The following is a 24,919-nucleotide window of genomic DNA, read 5'->3' as shown; positions in this document are numbered from 1 at the left end:
CTCTTTCGTTAAGCGAACAGGTGCTCCTGGTGAATGATTCATTTTCAAAGCGGAAAGACCACCTGTTTGATAAGCTTGAATATAGCCTTTTACCGTTTGAACGCTTCGGTTTAAAATAGGCGCAATCGCTTCCGCCCGGGTACCTTGCAAATATAAATATAGCGCCTGATAACGCTCGTACATGCGGCGATCTTTTGCTTTTTTCATCGCTTGCTTAACTTCTTCTAATTTTTGTGCGTTTTCCATCTTCATTCCCTGCCTGTCTGTTCATGTTTCATTACTTATTCGACAAGTAGGTATGAATTTCCTTACCATAGATTTCTAAGGTCTTTAGTTCAACTTATATAGACGCAAACGGCATTAATATATTTTATACATACATCTCATGGCTCGCGGGAGAAGGCAAAGGTGCAAGCATCGAGGAACATCGCAATTACCATAAAGTAATAATTGACAGCATGCTGTACGCTCGCGCTGAAATAATATGGATAAAAGACAGTCTTGTTGCTCTTGACATGTTTCTGAATAAAGCCGAACAAGAAAGCGCTATGTTGTATAACCATGTCGATAAAGAGAATATCGGTGCTTTCGGAATGTCCTACGGTGGTTCTATCGCATTAAGCCTGACACATGTATCTGACTTAATTAAGGCAAGCGCTAATCTTGATGGTTTCTACTACAGTTCCAGCTGGGAGAAACCAATAAAAAAACCAATCATGGTGATGCAAAATGATACGGGGGATTATCTAACATTTCCTTTTTTAAACGCTGAAAATGACGCCTATTTGGTTACGGTCAAAAATAGTACACATATGAACTTTACTGATTACAACGAAATTATCGCTGAAAACTATGTTTCAAAAGAAGTGGTAGGAGATGAGGAATTCGAGCAGGCTACGCTTGGAGAATTAGACCCTAATAAAATGGAAAGCATCATGAATACATTGCTCCTTGATTTTTTTAATAAATATCTGAAGGGTAAGGATTCTCAAGTAATAGACACAGATGAATTGCCTGAAGATGTGATTTTGCTCAGAAAATAGTCATCATGAAAATACTCAACACTGCTCTTGCGATTGGGCGATCCCTGTAAATACATGCATCGCATGGGTAATTGTCAGCTTTTCGGGATACACATCCTCTTGATTGGCAAAGGCCAATCGCAAATGAATTTTGATCCGACCAGAAATATCAAATTAAATTAATGCAATGCTAGTGGATCGTAATATAAAAATAAACTTTTAGGTGATAAGTATGATAGATAACAATCCTTTCAAGGAGCATCTTGATGCGCCAGTATTAATCTGTCAACATCTTTTAGATGGCGCAGACTTGTTTCGAGTTTATCATTTACCAAACGAAGAATGTAATTGGCAGATGATATGCATGGATAATCATGAAAAATCTGATATGGTAGTAACCACTCTAGCAAAAGCATATGAGCTTTATCCAGAAATAGGTGAACTGTTAGATGTACCAGATGATATGACGGTCATGTTCCAAAAAGGGAAGAACTCTGGCAAATGGTATGATTTCCATTTTGATAAGGATTAGTGTCCTTAGACAAAGAAATAAGCGTTACAGCCTACTCGTCCTCCGATTCGTTCCCGTAAATAAACCGCTCGACCTGCCGCAGCTTTTCTTCCGAAAGCGGGCCCGCGTTATCAAACGAGAGAATCGATGAGGCCGGAAGCTTCCACCGGATTTCCCGAACCGCGAGGGAACGGCTGAATTCGTTCCAATTGTCCAGCTTCCATGCATCCAGAGCCAGGCCCCGGTCCCGAATGCGCTCGCGGTAATGCTGCTCGCCAGGGAGCGATACGAGGATTGCCTTGACGTCCACGTCGCGCAGCGACGCGCCGATCCGCAGCAGCTCCTTCTCCGGCCATACCGGATCTTCGAGCTCCCGGGTGAACGGGCCGATGACGAACGCATTCACGCCAAGGTCCACGTTCTCCAGGGCGGCGTCCATCGTGATGCGGTAGCCCAGATCCCGGCAGCGCATTTTGTAGACGGAGGAATCGCGGTCGTTCGGATCAAGCCCGGAAAGGGTCATAATCGCCTCCGAGGCGGGCCGGGCTAAGGTGTCCATATCGAACAAAGCCGCGTGGCGTCTGCGGACCAAAGCTTTGGCCAAAGTTGTCTTGCCCGCGCCAGCGGGTCCCAGAAAAAATACGAGCTTGCGCATGTCATGCCTCCTGTTCGTCAAATGTCTTGCCTTTGCAGTCCCGGTTTCTTCTGAGATCTTATCGTATCATAAAAGCGGCGTATAGCGGTAAAATCCGATTTTCTTTTATAGGACACGTATTGCTTAGGATGCGATTGGCGGGTCATTCAAATCATTGAAATTTTAGGAATTTCAGGGTTTACGAAACGATGTGTGTATACTATAATAAAAATCACAAGTAAATCGTTTTGCTGTGAGAAGATGAGAACAGCCGTCATCCAAAGTGGACTTTCCACATTTCGGATCGTGGCTGTTTTTTGTCTTGTCCTGGAAAGGAGGGGCTCTTCATGCAAAGGCTCGGGTGCAGAACCTATTGACCCATGATCAATGATGGCGGGGAAATCTTTCTTAAACTTTAAAGCAAAGGTTTGAAAGGGTTTGCAAAAGACAATGCCGGGAGGTAGTCTGATGACTCCGTTTATGGGGGAATTGCTGGGAACGATGCTTTTAATATTATTCGGTGACGGGGTATGCGCCGGAGTTAGCCTGAATAAATCCAAAGCGCAGAATTCAGGCTGGATTGTCATTGCGATGGGCTGGGGGCTTGCGCTCGCCATTGCGATTTTTGCGGTCGGCCGGTTCAGCGGCGCGCACTTGAATCCCGCCTTTACCTTCGGGCTAGCCATGGCCGGGCAATTCCCTTGGGAGAAGGTTCCGTCTTATATTGCCGCACAATTCATCGGAGCGTTTCTGGGAGCCTGTCTGGTCTGGCTGCAGTACTTGCCGCACTGGAAAGCGACCGAGGATACCGGGGCGAAGCTCGGAACCTTCGCGACAGGACCTGCCATCCGCAGCCCGTTCGCGAACCTGATCAGCGAAGCTCTGGCTACGTTTATCCTGTTTGTCTGCATTTTGGCCATCGGCGCGAATAAATTTACGGACGGCTTGAACCCGTTTGTCGTCGGCTTCCTGCTGGTCGGCGTCGGCCTTTCGTTCGGAGGAACGACCGGCTATGCGATGAACCCGGCCCGCGATCTGGGTCCGCGCATCGCGCATGCGGTGCTGCCGCTCGGGAAGAAGGGCTCCTCGGACTGGGGCTATGCCTGGATTCCGGTCGTCGGTCCGCTGGTCGGCGGCTCGCTCGGAACGCTATTTTATTATGCGGTTTTCGGAAGCTGATGCATAGGCTACAGGTATATCCAACATTTTAACGATACGGGAGGGCATCGTCATGGATAAAAAATATGTGCTTGCGCTCGATCAAGGAACGACCAGCTCGCGCGCCATTTTGTTCGATCATAGCGGCAGCATCGTCGGCTCCGCGCAAAAAGAATTTATGCAAATTTATCCCAAGGCTGGCTGGGTCGAGCATGACGCGATGGAAATTTGGGGGACGCAAAGCGGCGTTGCGCGCGAGGTGCTGGAAACGGTCGGCGTACGCCCGCAGGAAATCGCTTCGATCGGGATTACCAACCAGCGGGAGACGGCGGTCATCTGGGACAAAAATACGGGAAGGCCGATTCACAACGCCATCGTCTGGCAGGATCGCAGAACCGCCGAGCTTTGCGATGAGCTGAAGGCGAGAGGGCTGGAGCCTTACATCCGGGAAAACACGGGGCTCGTTGTAGACGCTTACTTCTCCGGGACGAAAATCAAGTGGATGCTGGACCACGTCGAAGGGGCGAGGGAGAAGGCGAACCGCGGTGAGCTGCTGTTCGGCACCGTCGATACTTGGCTCATCTGGAATTTGACGCGGGGGAAAGTACATGCGACGGATTACACGAACGCCTCCCGTACGATGCTCTACAATATCAAGCAGCTCTGCTGGGACGAAAAGCTGCTGCAGGAGCTGGACATTCCGCATTCGATGCTGCCAGAGGTCAAGCCGTCGGTAAGCGTATACGGCGCAACCGATCCGCACACGTTCGGCGGTGCGGAAATCCCGATTGCGGGTGTAGCGGGAGACCAGCATGCGGCGCTGTTCGGACAAACGTGCTTCGAATCGGGAATGGCGAAAAATACGTACGGCACCGGCTGCTTCATGCTGATGAATACCGGCACGAAGGCCGTCGAATCGAAGTCGGGGCTGCTGACGACGATCGCCTGGGGGATGGACGGCAAGGTGGAATACGCGCTGGAAGGAAGCATCTTTATCGCCGGTGCGGCGGTTCAATGGCTGCGCGACGGGCTGAAGCTGTTCGACTCGGCGTCGGATTCGGAGTATTACGCGGGCAAAGTCAAGGACACGGACGGCGTTTATGTCGTGCCGGCCTTTGCGGGACTCGGGGCGCCTTATTGGGATATGTACGCCAGAGGCGCAATCTTTGGCTTGACGCGCGGAACGAAGAAGGAGCATCTGATCCGGGCTACGCTGCATTCGCTAGCCTACCAAACGAAAGACGTATTGGGAGCGATGGAGATCGATTCCGGCCTGAAGCTGCAATCGCTGCGGGTGGACGGCGGAGCGACCGCGAACAACCTGCTGATGCAATTCCAGGCGGACATTCTCGGGGTGGCCGTACAAAGACCGCAAATTACCGAAACGACTGCGCTTGGCGCTGCTTACATGGCGGGCATCGCCGTCGGCTTCTGGGATAAAGCGGAAATCACGTCGCGCGCCGGTTCGGACACCGTATTCGAACCGGGCATCGATGAACCGACCCGTGCGAAATTGTACCGGGGCTGGAAAAAAGCCGTAGACCGTACGATGCATTGGGAGAAAGACGAAGAATAAGCAGTGACCGGACCGTGCTGTCGCCCCCTTCTTCCGGAGAAGGGAGACGGCACGGTTTCTCTTGTTTTCCGAACCGGGAGCGGGTTTGATATGATAGTACCAAATCGTACCATAAGAGAATACATATGCTTATCGAAAGGAAGGAGGATTTTATGCTGAAGCCCAACGCAATGATTCCGGCTGTCCGGGGATTTAAAGAATTAGAGAAGGCGCTTGCTTCGCCGCATAAGGTTATTTTTCTGCTGGAGGGGGAATTAATCCAATTACAAAGCATCGTAGGGGCGGTCAAGCAAGCGAACAAAAAAATATTTCTTCATTTGGAGATGGTGAAGGGAATTAAAGACGACGAGGCTTCGATCCATTTTTTATCCAAGGTGATTAAAATCGACGGGATCATCAGCACCCGGACATCGTGCCTGCTTCACGCCAAAAAATACGGGCTGAGCGCCATTCAGCGCGGCTTCATTATCGACTCCCACTCGATCCGCACGATTATTAATTCGGCCGCTCAAGTGAAGCCGGACTATATCGAGATTTTACCGAGCTTCTCTTATCCCAAATTAAACTTGATCAAAAATGAAACGGGGCTCGATATCATTTTGGGCGGATTTGTCGAAAAGAAGGAGGAGCTGCCCGTTCTGTTCAACGCGGGCGCGATTGCCGTATCAACCAGCCAGATCGAGCTGTGGAGCTGAGGCGGATTGGCTCCTCTCCGTCAACGGATGAATACGATATAACGGATCTGGCATCCCGCGGGGCGTAATACGGCAAGAGTCCCGGCAGCCGCAGGGCTTTGCCGTCCGGAGCAGCTCATCGAAAAGGAGAATGATGCGCGAATGTACCCGTCCTTTTTTCTCGCCCATGGCCTGCCGACGATTGCGACGGAGCCGCATGGCTATTCCCGTTTCTTGAGATCGCTCGGGGCGCAGCTGCCGAAGCCCGAAGGGATTGTCGTATTCAGTGCCCATTGGCAGAGCGAGGCGCAGACGATCGGCGCGGCATCCGAGCCGGAAACGCTGCACGATTTTTTCGGGTTTCCGGAGGAATTGTACGGCATTTCGTACCCTGCGAAAGGGAATATTTTGCTTGCCATGGGCATTCAGCGGCTGCTCGATACCGAAGGGATCGCCTGCGCTCTGGACGATAGCCGGGGACTCGATCACGGCGTATGGACGCTGCTCTCGCTCATGCACCCTGCGGCGAACGTGCCCGTCGTCCATCTGTCCGTGAATCCGCAGCTGGTGCCGGAAGAGCAGTACCGGATCGGCCGGGCGCTCCAGCCTTTGCGCAGCGAGGGGATCATGATCGTCGGCAGCGGCGGGACGGTGCACAATCTCGGTAAGCTGCATTGGCAGGACGATGCCGCTGAGCCGTGGGCGAAGCAATTCGACGCCTGGTTGTACGACCGGATTACAGTGTGGGATTCGGACGCCTTGTTCGATTACGAGCGACGGGCGCCGCATGCGTCTCTGGCCGTGCCGACGGCGGAGCACTTCGCGCCTCTGTTGATTGCCATGGGTGCGGCGGACCGCAACCGTCGAGCCAAGCTGCTGTACCAGAAGTATCAGTACGGGACGCTCAGTCTCGGCACGTGGATGTTTAGTTAGCCTTCGTGCGCCGAATGGATCAGAAACGATACTTCGTTACTGTTCGTATGAATCACGTAGTTGGCGCCGAGTCCTTTATAAATCAAGCGCGGGTTGTTCGACTGCGTAATAACATACAGCGGTTCCGAGGTCCAGGAGCGGCAAATGCGGATATAGCGGCAGCACAGGGTCAAGCTGTTTTCGAACAAAAACACTTTGCCGACGGGCCATTCGGGGAGGAGCCATGTGTTCTCCTCGTTCGTATCCACCATTACAATCTGTTCGGCCCCAAGCTCCTGCAGCCGGGCCTGCTCCGCTTTGTTGTTGACGATGACCGCGAACGGAATGCTGCCGAATTGGAGCTGCCGGATAAACGCTTCTCCGGGCTTGTTGGGGGCCGATACCAAAATCGTTTGCTGTTCCTGTTCCATGGTTTTCTCTTCGCCTCTCTCGACTACGCTGACGAGGTTAGCTGACGGGTTCGGGCGGTGAGCGTCGCCCTACTTTGGCGCATGTGCGGCATGCGCGATCAAGATTCACCCCAAAGCGATGGGCGGCACGGCTCTCACAGCGTGCGCTGCATCGCTTGTTTGGTTCCCCCGTTTTCCTGTTAAGGAAATTAAGCGATGTGCTTGGAAATTTCAAATCAACTTGAGTCGTATCATACGCCTGCGATTTAGCCGGTGTAAAGAAACGCCGCAGCGCATATTCGACCATAGGATATATTTGGAAGAAAAAAGACAACACCGATCTCCGTCATTCTGCATGAATCTCTGTATTTCTTCGTTTTTCTTGAAAATAATGAAAAGCGACGAATCAAGCAGCTTTTGTATCGATAATCAATGCCGACCCCAAATGAATCCGTTTCCACATGCGAAAAAAGCGAAAAGATCAAAAATAGCGTGCGGTTTCGGATTTTACTTTGCACTACAACCGGCGTATGATTCATGTCAACAACTTGATATTCCAAGCCAAACGCTGAATTCCCAAACCGGGAAGCGGGGGAACCAATCGAAACCGCCGATAGGAAAGACGGTTTCATGGGGTGAATCCCTTCGCGCTTGCTTTGCAAGCGCTGGGGTAGGGCACTCTCAAGCCCGAATCCGACAGCTAACCTCGTAAGCGGATTGAGAGAGAACGACGATCGTGCCTCTGCAGCCTGCGTGATTTTCCGTGGTAGAAGCCCGAGAGTAGAGTTTCTCTGCTCTAGGGCTTCTTTTTGCTTTTTTATTACTCCAAAATAACCCATTTTATGAAAAAAGGAGAAGTTGTTCATGTTGAAATTAAGCGATCCCCTGCCCGAAGTTAACGAAGGTATCTTGTCGACAAGCCGGATCGGGCTTATCGAGGTATACCGTTTCGACTGCCGGCTGATTGAGGCGTATATCGCGGGCAATTGCCGCGACTACAACTGCGGGCTGCTTAAGCTGTCCTGCCACGGCGTGAACGGCTGGGCGGAATACGTCGTGCCGAACACGAATCCGTACGCCGATATCGTGCGATGGACTTCGGTCTTTCTGAAGCTGAAGGGGCTGTCCGTTTGCGAAGCCGTCAGCTACGTACGGAGCCATGCCGAGGCGTGGGGACCGGTGCGTACGGACATCGCGGAAGTCGCTCTGGCCGATATGACTTCGCAGCTGCTGAATCCGTCGGCGGGACATGCTCATGAAGGGGCCGCCTTCGAGCGCTCGCGCTTGATCGACTGTTCGCAAGCCTACTGTTCATTCTGATAGGAAACCGACTGATCGGGCAAAATGATCGTGAAGATCGTTCCGGCTCCCTTCTTGCTGTGCACTTCGGTTCGGCCGCCCATACTTCCGATAATGCCGAGCGCGACCATAGTACCGATGCCGGTGCCTTTTTCTTTGGTCGTATAAAACGGGGTGCCGAGCCGGTCGATCTCCGCCTGGGTCATGCCGACGCCTTGATCCGAAATTTCAATTAACAGCTTTCTCTGTTTCCGGTACGCTTTGATTTCCAACGTTCCTCCGTCCGGCATCGCTTCAATCCCGTTCTTGACAATGTTGATCAGCGACTGGCTAAACCGGGAAGCATCGGCCTTGAGCTGAAGGTTCTGCTCGATGGAGCTGGCGATGATGACCGTGTTCATGAGCGCGTAGGGGGACATCAATTCGATGATTTGCCTCAGCAGAGGCTCGAGCTGGATAAGCTGGATGGAATCGTTCTTCGGCTTGGCAATCGCCAAATAATCCGATATGATCGCTTGGGCCCGCTCCAATTCAGTGATCATAATGCGCAAGTAATCGTGCTTGGCGTCTTCTGCTATCTGGTTTTTACCCATCAATTGCAAAAAGCCGCTGACAACGGTGAGCGGATTGCGGATTTCATGGGCAAACGAGGCGGCGAGCTCTCCGACAAGATACATTTTCTCCGCGCGTTCCACTTCTTTGCGCAGCTTCTTTTTTTCATAAATGCCTTCGATGAAGAGGACGGTCATGATCATGGTAAACGATGTGAATGTAATCAGGCTAACCATGAACCAGCCAAAGAGCAGGTCTGCTTGTCCCGTTCGGAAGCTGGAAAAGGCGACCGCTACGAGCGCCCAAAGGAGGGTTAATCCGGTGCCTTGCGCGATCCGCTTCGATTTGGGCTGGTCCGGACGAAAGGGCCCAAAGATGAACATGATCGGCAGCATGATCACATAGACGATTAAAGACGTGATAAAGCCTTCTCCGCCGAAGGAATACCGGTACGCGAGATAAAAAATTGAAATCAACAACAAATTGCGGTGGCCTCCGTATAAAAAGCAAACCAGAATAGGTACGTAGCGCAAGTCGAAAAAATGCCCTGCGAAAAAATGAATCGGAAAAGCAATGCACATCGCCATCGCTACGGTGGAGAACAGGAGCAGGAACCACCGATTGGCGCACTCCGACCTGTCTTTGTCGAGGCAAACGATTTGATAAAAAAAGATAGTTATAATAATAATAAAGGTGTTCAGCAGCAAGGGAAGAACTTCAATCATAAGACACCTCCTGATAGCGATAGATAGCCGCCCCGCATGTGTAATCGGTTGTGACGATTTCGAACAACGGCGGCATCCTGAATGGTTATTTTCTACAAATTTTCCTGTTTCCCTGCTATCATTGATTTGAAGATTCGGATGGCGCTTGGAACCTTTGGGGAGAAAACGCGTTTAATAAAAGGAAAAGCGCTCATTTTTCGTCTTTTTTTGCGAAATCGCTTCTAAATCCAGCCTCGCTAGAATACAGAATACTAGAGGACATGCAGATGAGGTGACGTGTATGAAACGAAGAGGATGGGGAAGATGGAGTCGGTTCTGGCGGCGGGGGAGGCTCGCGCTGCTCGCGGGCTGCCTCGCCCTGACGGCGGCGGGCTGCAATCTGATGGGCGACGATACGCCGGACAAGCCTGTCGCGGACCAGCAGGCGCCGACGGCCCCTGTTCAGCCCCCCGCCTTCCAGGCGCCGCTGACCGGGACGATGCTGCCTCAGCCCAGCGAAGCCCGGCCGGTGATGGTCATGATCAATAATCACCCCGCGGCGCGGCCGCAAAGCGGGCTGTCACAGGCGGACGTCTTGTTCGAGGTGCTTGCCGAAGGCGAGATGACGCGCCTTGTGGCGCTGTTCCAGAGCAGTGCGTTCGCGGAGCCGATCGGACCGGTGCGCAGCATCCGGCCATATTTTATCGATATCGGCAAAAGCTTCGGCGCCATCCAAGTTCATGCGGGCGGCAGTCCGGATGCCTACGAGCAGCTTCGGAAAGAGAAAATAGCCGATCTGGACGAGATTACGAATGCCGGGCCTTATTTCTGGCGGGAGAAGTCGCGGAAAGCTCCGCACAACCTGTATACGAAGCTGGAGAACATCCGCGCAGGCGCGCAAAAGCGGGGGCTCGACGAACAAGGCCCGACAGGACCGGTATACGCTTTTGCAAAGAATGAAGCGGAAGCAGTCGAGACGATGGGGGCGGCGGCGCAGGATGCTCCCAAGGTAGACATTACCTTTTTGTGGAAAACCTATGTCGTCTCTTACGAGTATGATGCGGCCGGGGGTAAGTACCAACGGTCGATCAACGGCAGTAAGCACGTCGATCTGAACAACGATCAGCCGCTGAGCGCTTCTAATGTAGTCGTGATGGGGACCGATCACAAGGTTCTGGATAAGGAAGGCCGCATGAACGTCCGGCTGACCGGCAGAGGACCGGCGCTGCTGTTTCAGCAGGGCAAGGTGAAGCCGCTGGAGTGGAGGCGAGATAAGGCGAACGATCCGGTCCGCTATTACGAGCAAGGCCACGAAGCTGCATTTCGGCCGGGGCAGACGCACATCATGATTGTGCCGCTGAATCCGACGTTTGAGAGCCATGTGACGTACGGTGCCCTTGGCAGCGGCAAGGGAAAGCCGGACCCGGCTTAACGGGACCGGAATGGTTGTTAGCCTGCCTGAAGAAGAGAGGCCCCGGCCTCCGCATTCCTCTGTGGCCCCAAGCCGCATAAGCTTGGTAAAGAGGGAGCGGGAGCCGGGGCTTCTTTTGGCGCATCACTTGGGTAATTGAGGCTTGCGTACTGCCTTTGCCAAAAGCGAGGCGTAATATTCGGAGCCTGCGGTGTTCAAGTGGACACCGTCTGAGGCGAAGAAGGAAGCTTTGTCCGCGCTTCGTTAGTTGCGGAACTTACTGCGGTTGCAGGTAAGTTTTCACCTGCCGTTTCCACAGCTCGACGTAAGATCCCATAGCCCATTGAATCATGACGACCGATTCCTTCGGTTGAAGCGGCAGCGTCATGAGAGGGATCGGAATCCACTGGTCCGCATACGGGTAAATGATAATATTTTGCTCGGTGACGACAGCGACCATGTCGTGGTTCGGGGAGGAGAAGGCATCCACCGCACCCGGCTGCACCCGCACGATATCACGCCAAGGAACGACTAGCTCGTCGTGGGAGACGACCGATTGGGGTAGCGCCAGCGGCACTTCTCGCAAGCGGTACGCCGTGCCTTCCGCTGTGCCGCTTGCCTGGCCGTCGTACGAAGCGAGCTGCGCCGTCCATTTCCCTTGCTTGCGGGCGATGGTCCAGCTCTCGCCGGAATGATCGGCTGCGGCGGGCTCCGCGTGTCCCGAGCCTGCCGGCGGCGCAGGCTTAAACTCCTTCAGCACGGGGACGGCTGAAACGGCGAATACGCTGCGCAGCGTGACGTGCGGCTCCGCTAGCGGAGCCGGCGCCTGCCGGCCCGAGGCGAGCTGCTCCAGCTCTTTCACCCACACATAGTCCTGCTGCGGCGGGGATTGAGCTGTGCTGCTTTTGGCTGCCGTCGTTTGTGCCACGGCAACGTAGCGGTTGCCGGCGAACATCAGCTTCTCCGACCGGACGACGGTTTGTGCCGGGTTTCCGCGGTCTGCGCTGCCGCTTGTCTTCGGCTTGGCCGAGGCCAAGTGGGCCGTCAGCGTATGCGCTTCCTGCGAGCCGCTTGCTTTCCGCTCGTTCCCGATTTTCCAGAAATCAAGCTTATACGGCATCAGAATGCCTTCGCCTTCCGCCGTCTTTTGCAACCGGTTTCGGTCCGGTGCGATAAGAACGGTGCGGTACGTGCTGGGAGCCTGAGGGTTTTCGACTGCGGGCGCATCGGAGCGCAGGCCGATCAACAACGCCGACCGGACGGAGGCTTCCCAATCCGGGCCGTAGGGCGCGGGAGCGGCTGCGGAGGGCTGCTGCATCTCCGGCTTCCCCGCCGCTTCCTGCTGCATGAGAGGGAAAGGGCGGCTGTCTGTAACGAACAAGAATACGAGGGCCGTCGCCAGTACGGCGGAAACGCCGGCACTCCAGACGTTCCACCTGCGAGGCTTGCGAACGGCGACGTGGTTATCGATGCGGTCTTCGATGCGCTTGCGCAAGCTGTCGTTGAACCCGTTTTGGCTGAACGGCATGCGGGCCAATTCTTTCTTGAGCTCGTTATCCATCGGATCCAAGGCGTCGACTCTCCTTCATCTTCGATATTTTCCCCCGTGCGTGAAACAGCCTCGATTTAATCGTTCCTTCGCTTACGCCGAGCACCTCCGCCATCTCTTTCATGGACAGTTGATGGTGCGCGTACAGGATCAGCACCTCGCGGTATTTGACGGGCAGCTTCAACACCATATCCCACATCTCGTTCACGGCCAGTTTGCCAAGCACTTCGTGTTCCGTAGAAGCGGCCTGCTCGCACTCCCCGCGCGAGGCGACGAAGTCGACGAGCGTCACCTTGCGGTAGAAGGCTGACTTGCGGTAATCGAGCGTCATGTTGCGGGTGATGGCGAGCAGCCACGTCTTCACCGAGGATTCGCTGCGGAACGTGCTCAAATTGCGGTAAACCTTGATGAAAACCTCTTGGGTTATATCGTCAGCCTGATCCCACTTCCGTGTGATGCTGTAGGCGTAATTCCATACGTCTTTTCCGTACGCATTCATCAGCTCGTTCAAAATGGCTTTCTTGTCGGAGCTCGCGGAAAGGTATTTCAAATAGTCAAAATTGACATTCGAGTCCAAAGCTGCCACCTCTAAATTTTAGACGATCTCCCCGACACTCCGGTTCAATCGGAACGGGACCGAACCTGCCAAGAGGCTTCGGCCCGTACCTTCTTTACCCAGTGTACTGCGATCGTCCGACGAAAGAAAGGGGCAAAATGGGGTTATTCTTTCTGTGCCTGAAGCTCGGGTACCGTGACAAAAGCGTATCCGTCCTGCTTCAACGCTTCGATCATGAGCGGCAGCGCCTCCATCGTATTGTCCAGCTTGCCGTTTTTGCCGCCGAAGCTGTGCATCAGGATGATGCCGCCGTTCTTCGTCCGCTTGCGTACGAGCTCCACCATGTCTCCCGAAGCCGTTCCACTCCAATCCTTCGTATCGACCGTCCAATCGACGATCTGACGTCCCGCGGAGGTCAGGCTGCGCCTGGTCGAAGCGGTAATGGCGCCGTAAGGCGCCCGGACCATCGGAGTGGAGGCGCCGATAATTTTTTCGATCGCTTCGTCCGTGCTTTTGATTTCTTTCTGAATTTGGGCAGAAGACAGCTTGGTCAGGTTCGCATGATTCCAGGAATGATTGCCGATGGAGTGGCCTTCATCATGAATACGTTTCAGCACATCCGGGTAATTGACGACCTGCCTGCCTACAACAAAGAAGGTGGCTTTCGCTTCATACTGCTTCAAAATATCCAGCACCTGCGGAGTATACTTCGTATCCGGGCCGTCGTCGAACGTCAGCGCCACTTGCTTCGTCGCTTTGACCGGCGCCTGCTTTCCTTGCTGCGCCGCAGCTTCCGGGTGGCTCTCGGCCGTCCGTCCGTCGGCGGGCGGCACATCCGGCGTTGTCGGCGAACCGGCTTCTTGAGAGGATTTCGGATTTTCCGCAAGTTTTGTGTGGGTCGCCTGCTCGGGGACTCCCCCCGGGACAGACGCGTTGTCCAGCGTCCGGGCCTCGTGCTGGCCGGAAGAAAGCGGCTGCTGCGTCTCCGCCGCATGGATGCCAAACATTACAATCGTCGTGGCGCTGAGCAGCGAAGCGCCGAGTACGACGAGTTTTCGGTTGGATATAATTCGTATGGCCATGGTAGCATTCCTCTTTCACAAGTTCGTGCTTTGCAAATCATTTGACGAGTCGAATCGACAAAAGGTTTAAGTAAGTTCTCCCATTTCGACAAAAATTTTAGGCATCGCCTGTCCGGTGCTCGGACAGGTGCCCGGACCAACCTCCGTTGCATGACATAAACTGGTGCAAAACCTTGTAAATGGAGATGAAAAGATGTCTCTCGCCCCCTCTCGTTCCCGGAGCGGCAGGATCAAAATCGATGTTCTGATGCCCGCCATTGACAAAGATTTGGAAACCTTGCCGTTCGTCATCGACGCGATCCGGAAGCAGGTTAAGCATCCGATCGGCAAAATCATGATCGTTTCTCCGGATAGTCCGAGAATCAAGGCGCTGTGCGCCCAAAAAAAATGTACTTTCGTGCATGAGCGGACGGTGCTGCCGATCACCAAAAAGCAAATCCGTTACCGTTCGAAGCGATGGGAACGCTCCGGGTGGATGCTTCAACAACTGCTTAAGCTAAGCGGAGATAAGCTGGGCTCAAGCCGGTATTTTTTGACGATGGATGCCGATACGGTGCTCATCCGCCCGCATGTATTCAGGCAAAAGGGGAAGCCCGTGTTTTATTGCCGCAGTTGGAGCCATCCCGAATATTTCAGAGTCGGCCGGAAGCTGCTGGGCCGCAGACGCGTCGCGCCTTCGTCGTTCGTTGCGCATTACATGCTGTTCGAGAAAGCGAAGCTGGCCCGGATGAAGAAGAAAATTGAAGCAAGACACGGGACGCGCTGGTACCAAGCTATTCTTCGAAGCATTGACAGGTCGAAGCCGTTCGGCTTCTCGGAATTCGAATTGTACGGCAACTACGTTTACACTGCCAATCCGGGCGGCGTCGTGCTCAAAAAATGCTTGAACAAAAGCTTCAGCCAAAGCGTGAAGAGCATTTCGGCGAAACGCTTGAAAGCTTTGGCCCGCTCTTTCCGGTCGCTTTCCTTTCACAAGCGCGGAGGGTACTCGCTTAAGCCGAAGGGACTGAGGAGATGAGTTCATATCAGGTCATATGGAAAGGCCCCATCCAGAGAAACAGCGGGCTCGGAAGAGCCAGCCGGGAATATGCGCTTGCGTTAAGCCGGCAAGGGATGAACGTCAAGGTGGAGGCGGGAAAGGCAAGGGGAAAGAAGCTTGCGGGCGGCGCCCCTTTTGCGCGCTTGGTGCGCAAGCCTTATGCCGCAGGCAAACGCAAAATTTTGATTTACCATTACCCGCCTAATAGGATACGGCTGCGGAAGGAACGCCAGAAGTACGACCGCATCGTGTTGAATACCGTCTGGGAGACGACGCGCGTGCCCCGGAACTGGTTTCCAAACCTTAACCGCTTCGACGCCGTATTCGTGCCCTCCAGACATAACAAATCCGTCATGCTTCGCAGCGGGGTGAAGGTGCCGATCTATATCGTGCCGCACGGGGTCAATACGAAGAGGTTTACGCCAAGGAACAAGAAGCTGGCGGTAAAGGGAACGGCCGGGAGGTTCGTCTTCGTGTCCGTCTTCGGCTTCCAGCACCGCAAAAATCCGGAAGCCTTGCTAAGGGCGTATTGGGAGGAATTTGGCCCGTCCGAGAAGGTCGCACTGGTGATCAAGACGAACGGATTCAGCTCCCGGGAAAACGAAAAGTGGATCAAAAATAAAATGAACAGCTACAAAAAAAGGCTCGGGCTTCGGAAAACCGCCCCCCTGATTCTGATGTCAAACCACATGCCGGACCACCGTCTGAAGGGCCTGTATACGCTTGGCTCCGCGTTCGTTCTCCCGACGAGGGGGGAAGGGGTCGGTCTGCCGCTTCTCGAGTCGCTGGCGAGCGGTGTTCCGGTCATCGCGACGGGCTGGGGCGGACACATGGATTTCGTCACGAAACGCAATTCGTTCCTGGTCAAGTACCGGCTGCAAAATCCCGCCGTCAGCATGCGGAGCAAGCATGCGATCTCTTACAAATTTCGCCATTTGTTCGCGCAAAAGGGACAGCGCTGGGCCGAGCCGAATATCGGCAGCTTGAGGAAGCAAATGAGGCGCGCTTTTCAGAATCGCACCCTTTGCCAAAGGAAAGGGAGGCTGGGCAGGGGGAATGTAATGAAGTTCACGTGGAATCGTGCCGGTGCTCTCATGAAACGGGCAGTGGAGCGAACGATTCGGACGAAAAGACATCGGTAAAAGAAGAAGAGCCCCCTTTGCAAAGGGGGCTCTTTCCGTAAGGAGGATCGTCCGATAGCTTAGTTCATCAAGTTGCCGTTCTGCAGCAAATTGAACAGGACGGTTGCGGCGGCTTCCCGGGTCGTCGGGTCGGCCGGATGGAAGTGCGGCGTTCCGTCGATCTCGTCGCCGCTCATCAGGCCGCTTTTCGTAACCGCCTCGATGCTGTTCATGGCGTACTCGGCAAATTTGGAAGCATCCGCATACGGCTTGCGCGAAGGATTGCTCTTCGGCGTAAGCTGGATCAGGGAGGATGCCCGGGACAGCATCACGGCCAAGTCTTGGCGGCTGATGCTGGCATGCGGATCAAATCGCCCTTCTGCGACGCCGTTCACAAGACCCGCTTCATAAGCGGCTGCAATGTCGTCGGCGAACCAATCGGAGGCGCTCACGTCCTGGAACGGGGCCTTCGAGCCGGCATGCAGACCGAGCGCACGGACCAGCATGGCCGAGAATTGCGCGCGGGTTACCTGTTCTTTGGGCGAGAACGCCGAAGCCGAGGTGCCGTTAAGCAGCAGCTTATTGGCCAAAGCCTGGATATGCGATTGCGCCCAAGACGTATTGATGTCCGTAAACGAGATCGCGCGGGTTGCGGCCGCATAGGTCGAGATGCCCGGGCGGTTGACGGTTACGGTGCGTGAGCCGTCCTTGTTAAGAGTGACGTTGGCCGGAACGGCATATACCTTGCCGTTGTCGATATACAAGACGCCCAGCGCGTTCGCGTCGGTGTTGCCGCTCACGATAAAGGAGCTTTTCAGGAAATCGCGGTTGGATACGGAAATCGGCTGCGAATCGCTGCCATTCACTGCGCTAACGGCAAAGGAAACCGGTGTACCGATCACTTTGGCTCCCTGGAATCCGTCAGCGAATGCCGATGCCCGTTCTGCGTCATACCGGACGGCCACATTCAACCCTGCCGCTGCCGGTACGCGCTTCAATACCGAGACGGGGAGCGCAACCGACGCGCTTCCATTGCTGAAGACAACGGAGTTTTGCTCGCCTGACGCTTTCAACGTATTCAATTGCTCCGGCGTCAGCTTAACGGTTACTTGCTGCGACGGCGTGGCATAGACGGAGATGACCACGGCAACCGGTGTGCCGGACTCCGTTTTTAATGCGGCTTTCAGGTCTGCGTCCGCAATGGTCGCCGTCAGCTTGTTGCCGTCAGTCGTTACCGCCCGTTTCAGGGAAGCAGAGACTTGTCCTTGACTTACGACTGCATTGATGGAAGGATTGCTGTCGGATGGCTCCGCGCTGCTGCCTCCGCCAAAGGAGTATCCGCCGCCTCCGCCTCCGCCGCTGTTATTCGGGGTGCTGCTGTCGTCCGTGCTGCTGAAGCGGAGCGCTTTCCATGCGACATATTGAATAAGCTCGCCGCCTTTACGCTTCGGTTGTCCTTTCTCATCCAGGATGAGGGCACGGACCATGACTTTATACGTGCCTTCCTTCAGGCGCTGGACGACTGGCTTTCCGGTTTCATCCACCTTATCGTTAATATAAGTGCCGTCGATGTTCTGGAACGTATACGTTCCCGGAGCAAGCAATTGAGGTTTCCCGCTGGCGTCTTTGTTCAGAATTTGCCCCACGGTGCCGACGTACTTGTCGTCCACGCCATAAACGTTCAGATCCAAGTAGTTCGCGTCTTTCGCCGTCAGGGTCACGGATACGTCCGTCGACTTGCTTGGCGTAATGACAGTTCGGGTCAACGTCATGTCCTGCAGCCCGAAGCCGTTGTCCGGCATTTTTTTGCCGACATGCACGACGAACGGCAGGTGCAGCGAAGGCAATCCGGCGCTCTCCAGCAGCACCTCTCCTTCGTACACGCCGTCTGCGGCCGTGGCCTTCGGCGCTACGGAAAGAGAGAACTTCTGGGTCGACTTAGCATTAGCGGAAAGCGTATTGTCACTGCCGATGCCTTCCAGCGTCGCAACGATGTTGTTCACGTCAGGCGTCTTCACCGGGTTGTTCGGATCGGAAGTGACGTTCGGATGCAGCTTGACGGATGCCTTATACGTTACGGCTTTGTCCGAAGTGTTTTTGAGCTGGAGCTGCTCTTTCTTGGCACTGCTTCCGGCAGCCATCAACCCGAAGCTGGCGCTGCTGCCATAGTTGACGACCTCTTGCGGATTCAGGTTCTTGTCGAGAATGGTGATCTGATCCACCGTCTGGAGCACGGCCGGCGTATAGACCGCCTGAGATACGTTCATGCGGCCTGCGCCTTGAGAATACACATCGTACGGCGTTCCGTCAGTTTCCTTGATCCCGTCCGCGGTATTGGCAAGAGCCGCGCGGATATCGAACGGCGTCCAATCCGGGTGCTGCTGCTTGAGCAGCAAGGCGGCGCCCGCTACGTGCGGAGTGGCCATGCTGGTCCCGTTGTTCCGCTTGTACGCCTGGTTATAAGAGGCGCCGGGAATCATTTTGCCATAGGCCGGATAAGTTGAAAGCACGTTCACGCCGGGTGCGCTAATATCCGGCTTAATGCTAAGCTTGTCGTCCGACAGAGGACCGCGGGAGCTGAACGTTGCCATCGTATCGCCGCGATCGATCTTTTGCGGATAGCTTTGGCTGAACGTCAGGCGGAACGGCTTGGTCGGATTGGCCAATACGGCAGCGGCTAGTGCGCGTCCCTGCTCACCGGGCATGTCGAATGCAGGAATATATTCGAAGTCATCCCCTATGAAGCTGTCGATATGGTTGTCCCTACCCGGTATGCTGGGGGAGAGATCCGGTATGTCATTGCCATTGGCATCCTTCTTGACATTACCGTTAAAAATTACGATGGCTTTGGCTCCCCATTTTTTCGCATTTTTAATTTTGTCTACAAAGGCCAGAGAACCGCGCGATACGAAAGTGATTTTTTCCGCTACGTTTTTGCCCTTGTAGTCGTCGTCTTGTCCGAGCCCTACATATACGGCTTCGATGGGCTTCGTCCCGAGGATTGCTTTAAAGTCCTCCTGCCCGGTCTTCCAGCCCATGACGTTCAACGAATAAACGGCTTCGTACACGGAGCTTGCAACCGTAGCCTGATAACGTTTAGACGGGCTGGTCACCGCGCCGACGGAGATCGCAAGCTGCGAAGAAGCCGGCGAGCCCATCGAGTAGAAGTACGGTCCTTTATCTCCCGCATTGCCGCTGGCTACGACGGCAACGATGCCGCCGAGTACGGCGTTGTTGATCGCGATCGAATCGGGGGAGTTCGGGTCTTTCTCCTCGTCCGATCCCAGCGACAGGTTGATCACGTCCATTTTGTCTTTGACCGCGCGTTCGATTCCATCGATCACTTGGGCCGAAGAGCCGGAGGAGCTGCCGGTTTTGGGGTTGCGGGACAGTACTTTATAGACGTAGAGGTCCGCTTCATAGGCAATGCCCTTCTGGACGACATCGCTGCCCGTGTTCTTAGCCCGGCCGGCGATCGTACCGGCCACGTGCGTGCCGTGAGACGTGCCTGCGAAGCCGAGTCCAAACGGATCATCTTTCTTTGGAATGGGAGGCTCCTCGTAAGGATCGGGCGTATTGAACGAAGAATTGTAACCTCCCTTATAGGCATCCTTCAAGTCCGGGTGCAAATAATCGACACCGCTGTCGATGACGCCGACCTTCAAGCCTTTGCCGGTCAAGCCCTTGGCCCAAGCATCCTGAGCTCCGATTTGCTTGATGGGCGCGGCATCGTAATTTGCGGTAGCTGTATCGACCGGCTGCGGAGCTTCGACGGGCAAAGCATAATAGGTCCGGCTCTTGTGAATTGACTTGACGCCGGGGATGGCGGCCAGCTCGGGAATCTGGTTGGCTGGCAGCGTAATTTCCATGCCGTTCAGCACGGTATTGTATTGATAGTTGACTTTCAAGTCTATGCCTTCGGATTTCGCCAAGCTGATCATGGACGATTGCTCGCGATTGACAGCGCTTTCTATAGATTCCGCAGAAAGCTGCTGCTGGCCCAACTCGGAAGCATATTTTCCGACGGAGACCGGCTGCCCGCTCAGTTGGACGATGACGTTCACCTTGTCCGCGGAGGTGGTGTCCAGCTTGTCGGAAATAAGGGCGTTGGCCTTCGGACTTAACGAATGAGTGCGGATGATTTGCGGATCGATGATGCTGGACGGGGTGCCGGATACCGATGTCAAAGGCGCCGCCTGTGCAACGCTTTGCATCATTAAACCTGCGGTTAATAGAGTAGACAGCATTGAGAGACGCGAAAATTTTGCTCTTCTCATATCAAAACTCCTTTTCACTATGATTTTGAGAGCTAAAGTGTGTCGTCACCTCCGATTCGGATTTGTTTTACAGCATTTACAATAATTTATTGTATCACCTATTTCAAATATATACCATATATAATAGTAAAATCTTCTAAAGGATATATAAAATTTCGATAGATAGCAAACAAGCACCGGGGCCGAGGAACGGCTTGTCAGGTGCTTGTTTGCGGGTAGGGGCTAATCCACGGTCCGATCCGGCAGGTTCCCCCTAAACAAACGGGTACGCATAGTTTTGCGGCGCTTCGAAGAAACGGCTGACGTTGACTAGCCGGCTCGGATCGAAGCTAATACGGACGGGGCCCTCGGCATGAATTTCAAGCTCGCAGTATCCGTGAGGCCAATCCAGCATTCCCGTCAGACGATACAGATAGGGGCTCTGTGGGGGGATTCCCCGAGTGGCCCACTCTTTGGACAAGGAAACTTTGTTACCGTCAGCGGTTCGGACAAAATCGTTGTTTTGCTCCAAGGAATGATACAGAACGGTCGAAACGCTTACCTTGGACACCTGGTGGAACTCGATCTTCGCCATGCCGGACAAATAAAAATGACTGCCCTCGTCCGGCCTAAGGATCCGATTCTGGACGCACCAGCCTTTGCTGACATCTATTCCCCAGGCGCCGATGCGCAGGGTATCTTCCGTAAGCGGAACGCCGTTGAAAAAAAGATGCGATTCGCGAAAACCGATCGGTTTAAAAAAGTCGTTTGTAATTTCTCCCTCGAATGTCATATCTGTAGTCCTTCCATAGCAGAATTTAAATCCGCTGCCGGAACGGCAGCTTAAGCCCTTGCTTCTCTCCTCTCTCCGGAACTTATCTCCCGGAAAGAACGAACCAAGTCCGGCGAAAAACCGGATCGTCCAATCGCCGGTGAATTTCATTACGCAGCAAACGAATAAATGTCGGATCAAGCTGAAGCCGGACCGCATCGGCGTAGCAGTCCAATAGCCAATCGTCTTTAAGAGAACGCAAACTTGCCATATTGGCCTCCACTCAAAACCATTTCCATATTTATACTAAAATGATAGTATTAGTTGGTCCCTGGCGCATCACATTTTGTTTTTCGTTCGATAGCAAATATTGTTGCAATATGTGGAAAAAAGACGCAAAATCAAAAAAGATCCGAGCTGGAGCGGGCGTCATACCGGCTCCTGCGCTGCGCTTTTTAGTAAAACACAGCGTAAGAGCCCAGAAAGATTAAGAAAAGGAAGGCGAGGTTTAAATCGCATGGAAAGCAGCGCTAGCCGCAGTCTCTTGTCCCAGATGGGGTATGGCCATCCATACTTTGCGGAAAACGGGATCGGTTGAACGTCTATGGATTTCTTCTAGCAGCAGTTCGATAAATTCGGGATCGAGTTGAAGGCGGACCGCATCCTAGTAGCATTGAAAGAGGCAAGCGTCATTGAGCGTGCGCATCGGTTATCCTCCATCCTAAAAGTTGCATCACATTTTGTTGTTTTTTGAATGCAAAAATAGTTGCATCCTATCGAAATAGGGCGCAAATTGGCTTTTGGAGCTGCGACCCGGTTGAAAAAAGAATCGTCCCAACGGGAACAACTGAAATACAACCACCTGCAATAAGCGCGCCAAAAGCAACTTTTTCCTCAACTTCATCTCCTAGGTTATGGGATGTTTATGGATTTTGCACTTTTCTCCGTAATAAGTTGCGGTTATTGTGTTTTGAATAGCTGGCCAGCATTCAAATAAAAAACTATAATGGAAGGGATGGGTGATATTGAATATGAAAAGTGAGAAAATGAAAATGCTTCCTGTGATTGTGTTGGCAACTGGACTTGTTGTAACAAGTGCTGTGCCAAGCACTTTTGCGGCAGAATCAGTTGCTTCAAAAACGGTATCTGGTGGGTGGAGTGAAAAGAGCGGTTATTTTACTACGATTAACAACAACCGGGGTTTTTCAATTCTTGCTGCCTCTGAACCGAAACATGAAGGGTATGTGGAGAGTAGAAGAGAAGGCTCTACTGTGTTACTGAAACGAGCAGTCGGTAAAACTACATGGGAGAATACTCGCCATTACACTAGAGCTAGGTTTGAGGGCAATTTAACTGGCAAAATTAAGGGCGACAGTGGACGAGTATGGGGGACAGGCAGCACTGAGGCCAAAAGCGATTGGATTGATAAGTCTTTTAGCGATTGGGTAGGAAAGACATACTACGGTAACGAGGAATAAGGAGTTAACGGGAGAGATAATCGAATTGATTATCTCTCTCTACATAAATAACAATGATGATTAAGTACATTCGCCCTGCTTCAGATGTATTATATTACTCTATCATGCTTTTATTTACGATTATAGGCATCGTAACTTTTTGGTTTTTATCGTATCTTGACTCTGTAAATATGCTGAACAATGGGTACATCAATAAAAAATCCATTGTGTTCGGTATGGAAAAAATCAATTACCCGCTTCAAACGAATGCGGGTAACTATATCCTGTTCCAGTACAATGAGGATACTACGCAACTGAAATTCGTATGGCTCAACGGAAAAGTCAAGTTTCCCCCAATCAAACAATTCGATGATTATACTGATACAGACAACATAGCCATTATCGGAGAGTATGCCAATGCCAAAGCGATCCCTAGTGACTACAAATGGATTGGTTATTTTAATGCACCTAACTCCTATAAATTGCAGTCTGACATTTGGCTGGTATCGCGGCATATCAACATAGACGTTGCAAAAGGGACAAAATTTGTGTTTATGACGCCGAGTTTTGATGTGATGCCTGTTTTTAACGAAACGATGAATGGGAACAACGTTAGAATAATTCAATCAGAAAATAATGGTTCTTATAATTTGAAATCAAATCAATTCGTAGTATTGATTCAATATATAACAGTCTTTTTGATGTCTATCATGCTATTCATAACAGTAACCATTTGGTTAAATAAGGAAAGTTATTTTCTTTCGATATTATATCTATCCGGCTATTCGGCTGGTGCTATCTACATCATCTTATTGAGAACCAAAATTTTACCGTACATCGTCATATCCATGATTTTAATGATACTGGCCTTCATATCCCATGATATCTCCCCTTTATGGGATATTTCATGGTTGATTTATTCAGCTTGTCTCGTGCTTTTTTACATTTTTCTTGTAATGATGCTTGGTTGGTATTTTACATTTGTTTACACGGTCAGAAAAGGTGGTCAAAAATATTGAGGATGATCATACAACTGTTGAAACAAAATAAGTTGCTAAACATGATGCTGATCGCTACTTCGATTATTTTTGGCAGTCTGCTTCTCATACTTACGATAAATATAAACCAAACTAATGTTGAGGTGGGCGTAACCGATAACTTCAAAGGCAAAAATTTATATCAAATTTCAGATAACTTATATAATGAAAAAGAAAAGGAGTTTTTCACCAATCCTAATAGTATTAAGATACTGAACGATTTTAGTAAGCAACTAAATACCGTTCCAGCTTTTAAGTATTATAACGGGGTCGCGCAGCCGATCGACATAGCAAACTTCGAGGGCGATCCAATCTTTGATGCTTATTATGAATCAGGAGGCAATCAACCGGCGCGTAAAATAGGCGATAAATCATATCGATTCATAAAATCGGTACAGTTGAATCAAACGGTGTTTGATTTGAATCAGGTTCAATTCAGCCAGGGGGAAGCCTTCAAAGAAGATGCTTATGTTTTTAGCGCGAATAAGGATACAATTCCGATAATTCTTGGTTCCGATTATAACGGAGTTTATAAAGTCGGTGATTCTTTAGATATTTTATATTACTGGAAGCCATTCATAGGAGTCGTTGTAGGGATACTCGAACCTTCTCAGAAAGTTCTGAAAGTTGGGTCAGAGCCTGAATTATTATTGAACCGCTACATGATTTTGCCGATGCTTCAGTTTGAGCAATCTCCCCCTAAAATGGACGGGATTTTTTTGAAAGCTTTACTATTAAGTAAGGTGAACGGGAAGATCGTTACGGAATTAACACCGATCCAGGTAAGGAATACACTGGAAGACATCGGTGATAAGGCCGGTTTTCATGACTTTGCCGTGATTGGAGCAAGCGGTATCGCTATTGACTCGATTATTAGTTTCACTGAGATCAATAGGAATCTATTAATGGTATTTTCTCTTGTCTTGTTTGCAACGGTAATTATTCTCTTCGTTGTCATTACTATATAAGTTGAACTAAAGACCTTAGAAATCTATGGTAAGGAAATTCATACCTACTTGTCGAATAAGTAATGAAACATGAACAGACAGGCAGGGAATGAAGATGGAAAACGCACAAAAATTAGAAGAAGTTAAGCAAGCGATGAAAAAAGCAAAAGATCGCCGCATGTACGAGCGTTATCAGGCGCTATATTTATATTTGCAAGGTACCCGGGCGGAAGCGATTGC

At 52.0% G+C, this 24,919-nt stretch carries 23 protein-coding genes, 1 pseudogene and 2 riboswitches; of the genes and pseudogenes, 13 read left to right on the top strand and 11 right to left on the bottom strand.

Annotation, left to right across the window (positions count from 1 at the left end; all coding sequences use genetic code 11):
- Window positions 1-246, bottom strand: a 246-nt coding sequence (locus tag BLO51_RS26490) for a helix-turn-helix domain-containing protein (RefSeq protein ID WP_167670208.1), incomplete at its 3' end; no start/stop codon positions are given.
- A 212-nt stretch (window positions 247-458) separates the two neighbouring features.
- Here BLO51_RS26490 and BLO51_RS26485 point away from each other — a divergent pair.
- Window positions 459-1,043, top strand: coding sequence for an alpha/beta hydrolase (locus BLO51_RS26485; protein ID WP_090676694.1), 585 nt, complete (start codon window positions 459-461; stop codon window positions 1,041-1,043).
- A gap of 211 nt (window positions 1,044-1,254) precedes the next feature.
- Window positions 1,255-1,554 (top strand): hypothetical protein, encoded by a 300-nt coding sequence (locus BLO51_RS26480; RefSeq protein ID WP_090676691.1) that lies wholly within the window; start codon window positions 1,255-1,257, stop codon window positions 1,552-1,554.
- Window positions 1,555-1,585: 31 nt separating this feature from the next.
- On the opposite strand, the gene BLO51_RS26475 is transcribed toward BLO51_RS26480, so the two are convergent.
- Window positions 1,586-2,188: a P-loop nucleotide/nucleoside kinase family protein gene (locus tag BLO51_RS26475; RefSeq protein WP_090676690.1), complete on the bottom strand. Its 603-nt coding sequence runs from the start codon at window positions 2,186-2,188 to the stop codon at window positions 1,586-1,588.
- 447 nt (window positions 2,189-2,635) lie between these two features.
- On the opposite strand from BLO51_RS26475, the gene BLO51_RS26470 reads away from it, so the two are divergent.
- The 4 genes from BLO51_RS26470 to BLO51_RS26455 all read left to right on the top strand — a co-directional run bounded on the left by BLO51_RS26470 (window position 2,636) and on the right by BLO51_RS26455 (window position 6,508).
- On the top strand, window positions 2,636-3,346 hold the full coding sequence (locus BLO51_RS26470; protein ID WP_090676688.1) for an MIP/aquaporin family protein: 711 nt from the start codon (window positions 2,636-2,638) through the stop codon (window positions 3,344-3,346).
- Window positions 3,347-3,398: 52 nt separating this feature from the next.
- On the top strand, window positions 3,399-4,901 hold the full coding sequence (glpK, locus tag BLO51_RS26465; RefSeq protein ID WP_090676686.1) for a glycerol kinase GlpK: 1,503 nt from the start codon (window positions 3,399-3,401) through the stop codon (window positions 4,899-4,901).
- A gap of 152 nt (window positions 4,902-5,053) precedes the next feature.
- Complete coding sequence (locus BLO51_RS26460; protein WP_090676707.1) at window positions 5,054-5,596, top strand: glycerol-3-phosphate responsive antiterminator; 543 nt, start codon at window positions 5,054-5,056, stop codon at window positions 5,594-5,596.
- A 141-nt stretch (window positions 5,597-5,737) separates the two neighbouring features.
- Window positions 5,738-6,508: a DODA-type extradiol aromatic ring-opening family dioxygenase gene (locus BLO51_RS26455; protein ID WP_090676683.1), complete on the top strand. Its 771-nt coding sequence runs from the start codon at window positions 5,738-5,740 to the stop codon at window positions 6,506-6,508.
- On the opposite strand, the gene BLO51_RS26450 is transcribed toward BLO51_RS26455, so the two are convergent.
- Window positions 6,505-6,918: a hypothetical protein gene (locus BLO51_RS26450; protein ID WP_090676680.1), complete on the bottom strand. Its 414-nt coding sequence runs from the start codon at window positions 6,916-6,918 to the stop codon at window positions 6,505-6,507. The genes BLO51_RS26455 and BLO51_RS26450 overlap by 4 nt on opposite strands.
- A gap of 11 nt (window positions 6,919-6,929) precedes the next feature.
- Window positions 6,930-7,123, bottom strand: a riboswitch (cyclic di-AMP (ydaO/yuaA leader).
- 330 nt (window positions 7,124-7,453) lie between these two features.
- A riboswitch (cyclic di-AMP (ydaO/yuaA leader) is annotated at window positions 7,454-7,628 on the top strand.
- Between the two features lie 133 nt (window positions 7,629-7,761).
- Here BLO51_RS26450 and BLO51_RS26440 point away from each other — a divergent pair.
- The gene (locus BLO51_RS26440) at window positions 7,762-8,217 is read left to right on the top strand and encodes a hypothetical protein (protein WP_090676673.1); all 456 of its coding nucleotides are present in this window, start codon (window positions 7,762-7,764) and stop codon (window positions 8,215-8,217) included.
- On the opposite strand, the gene BLO51_RS26435 is transcribed toward BLO51_RS26440, so the two are convergent.
- Entirely contained in the window at window positions 8,202-9,473 is a 1,272-nt protein-coding gene (locus BLO51_RS26435) for an ATP-binding protein (protein ID WP_090676670.1), read from the bottom strand. The genes BLO51_RS26440 and BLO51_RS26435 overlap by 16 nt on opposite strands.
- A gap of 280 nt (window positions 9,474-9,753) precedes the next feature.
- On the opposite strand from BLO51_RS26435, the gene BLO51_RS26430 reads away from it, so the two are divergent.
- On the top strand, window positions 9,754-10,884 hold the full coding sequence (locus BLO51_RS26430) for a DUF3048 domain-containing protein (RefSeq protein ID WP_090676667.1): 1,131 nt from the start codon (window positions 9,754-9,756) through the stop codon (window positions 10,882-10,884).
- A 256-nt stretch (window positions 10,885-11,140) separates the two neighbouring features.
- On the opposite strand, the gene BLO51_RS26425 is transcribed toward BLO51_RS26430, so the two are convergent.
- The 3 genes from BLO51_RS26425 to BLO51_RS26415 form a co-directional block, all read right to left on the bottom strand.
- On the bottom strand, window positions 11,141-12,433 hold the full coding sequence (locus tag BLO51_RS26425; RefSeq protein ID WP_090676664.1) for a hypothetical protein: 1,293 nt from the start codon (window positions 12,431-12,433) through the stop codon (window positions 11,141-11,143).
- Complete coding sequence (locus tag BLO51_RS26420) at window positions 12,417-12,989, bottom strand: sigma-70 family RNA polymerase sigma factor (protein WP_090676662.1); 573 nt, start codon at window positions 12,987-12,989, stop codon at window positions 12,417-12,419. Before BLO51_RS26420 ends, BLO51_RS26425 begins: the two co-directional genes overlap by 17 nt.
- Window positions 12,990-13,132: 143 nt before the next feature.
- Entirely contained in the window at window positions 13,133-14,050 is a 918-nt protein-coding gene (locus BLO51_RS26415) for a polysaccharide deacetylase family protein (RefSeq protein ID WP_090676659.1), read from the bottom strand.
- 193 nt (window positions 14,051-14,243) lie between these two features.
- Between BLO51_RS26415 and BLO51_RS26410 the strand changes: the two genes are divergently transcribed.
- Window positions 14,244-15,068: a DUF6492 family protein gene (locus BLO51_RS26410; RefSeq protein ID WP_090676656.1), complete on the top strand. Its 825-nt coding sequence runs from the start codon at window positions 14,244-14,246 to the stop codon at window positions 15,066-15,068.
- Window positions 15,065-16,231, top strand: a complete 1,167-nt coding sequence (locus BLO51_RS26405) for a glycosyltransferase (protein ID WP_090676654.1) — start codon at window positions 15,065-15,067, stop codon at window positions 16,229-16,231. Before BLO51_RS26410 ends, BLO51_RS26405 begins: the two co-directional genes overlap by 4 nt.
- 59 nt (window positions 16,232-16,290) lie before the next feature.
- Here the strand turns inward: BLO51_RS26405 and BLO51_RS26400 are convergent, their stop codons facing one another.
- The 4 genes and pseudogenes from BLO51_RS26400 to sda form a co-directional block, all read right to left on the bottom strand.
- Window positions 16,291-20,487, bottom strand: coding sequence for a S8 family serine peptidase (locus BLO51_RS26400; RefSeq protein ID WP_245719839.1), 4,197 nt, complete (start codon window positions 20,485-20,487; stop codon window positions 16,291-16,293).
- A gap of 253 nt (window positions 20,488-20,740) precedes the next feature.
- A complete protein-coding gene (locus tag BLO51_RS26395) occupies window positions 20,741-21,259 on the bottom strand; it encodes a hypothetical protein (RefSeq protein WP_090676652.1) in 519 nt (172 codons plus the stop codon).
- Between the two features lie 82 nt (window positions 21,260-21,341).
- A complete protein-coding gene (locus tag BLO51_RS26390; RefSeq protein WP_245719838.1) occupies window positions 21,342-21,509 on the bottom strand; it encodes a sporulation histidine kinase inhibitor Sda in 168 nt (55 codons plus the stop codon).
- Window positions 21,510-21,746: 237 nt separating this feature from the next.
- Window positions 21,747-21,896: pseudogene (sda, locus tag BLO51_RS31315) on the bottom strand (sporulation histidine kinase inhibitor Sda); the annotation flags it as partial.
- A gap of 373 nt (window positions 21,897-22,269) precedes the next feature.
- On the opposite strand from sda, the gene BLO51_RS26380 reads away from it, so the two are divergent.
- Genes BLO51_RS26380 through BLO51_RS26370 form a run of 3 tightly spaced genes read left to right on the top strand, consistent with a single transcriptional unit; the run spans window position 22,270 to window position 24,700 of the window.
- On the top strand, window positions 22,270-22,716 hold the full coding sequence (locus tag BLO51_RS26380; protein WP_090676650.1) for a hypothetical protein: 447 nt from the start codon (window positions 22,270-22,272) through the stop codon (window positions 22,714-22,716).
- Window positions 22,717-22,769: 53 nt separating this feature from the next.
- The gene (locus BLO51_RS26375; protein ID WP_245719837.1) at window positions 22,770-23,714 is read left to right on the top strand and encodes a hypothetical protein; all 945 of its coding nucleotides are present in this window, start codon (window positions 22,770-22,772) and stop codon (window positions 23,712-23,714) included.
- 2 nt (window positions 23,715-23,716) lie between these two features.
- A complete protein-coding gene (locus tag BLO51_RS26370; protein WP_245719836.1) occupies window positions 23,717-24,700 on the top strand; it encodes an ABC transporter ATP-binding protein in 984 nt (327 codons plus the stop codon).
- Window positions 24,701-24,919: the final 219 nt, after the last annotated feature.

The organism is Paenibacillus tianmuensis (assembly GCF_900100345.1).
Lineage (GTDB): Bacteria > Bacillota > Bacilli > Paenibacillales > NBRC-103111 > Paenibacillus_G > Paenibacillus_G tianmuensis.
This window is presented reverse-complemented; position numbering and strand designations above follow the sequence as displayed.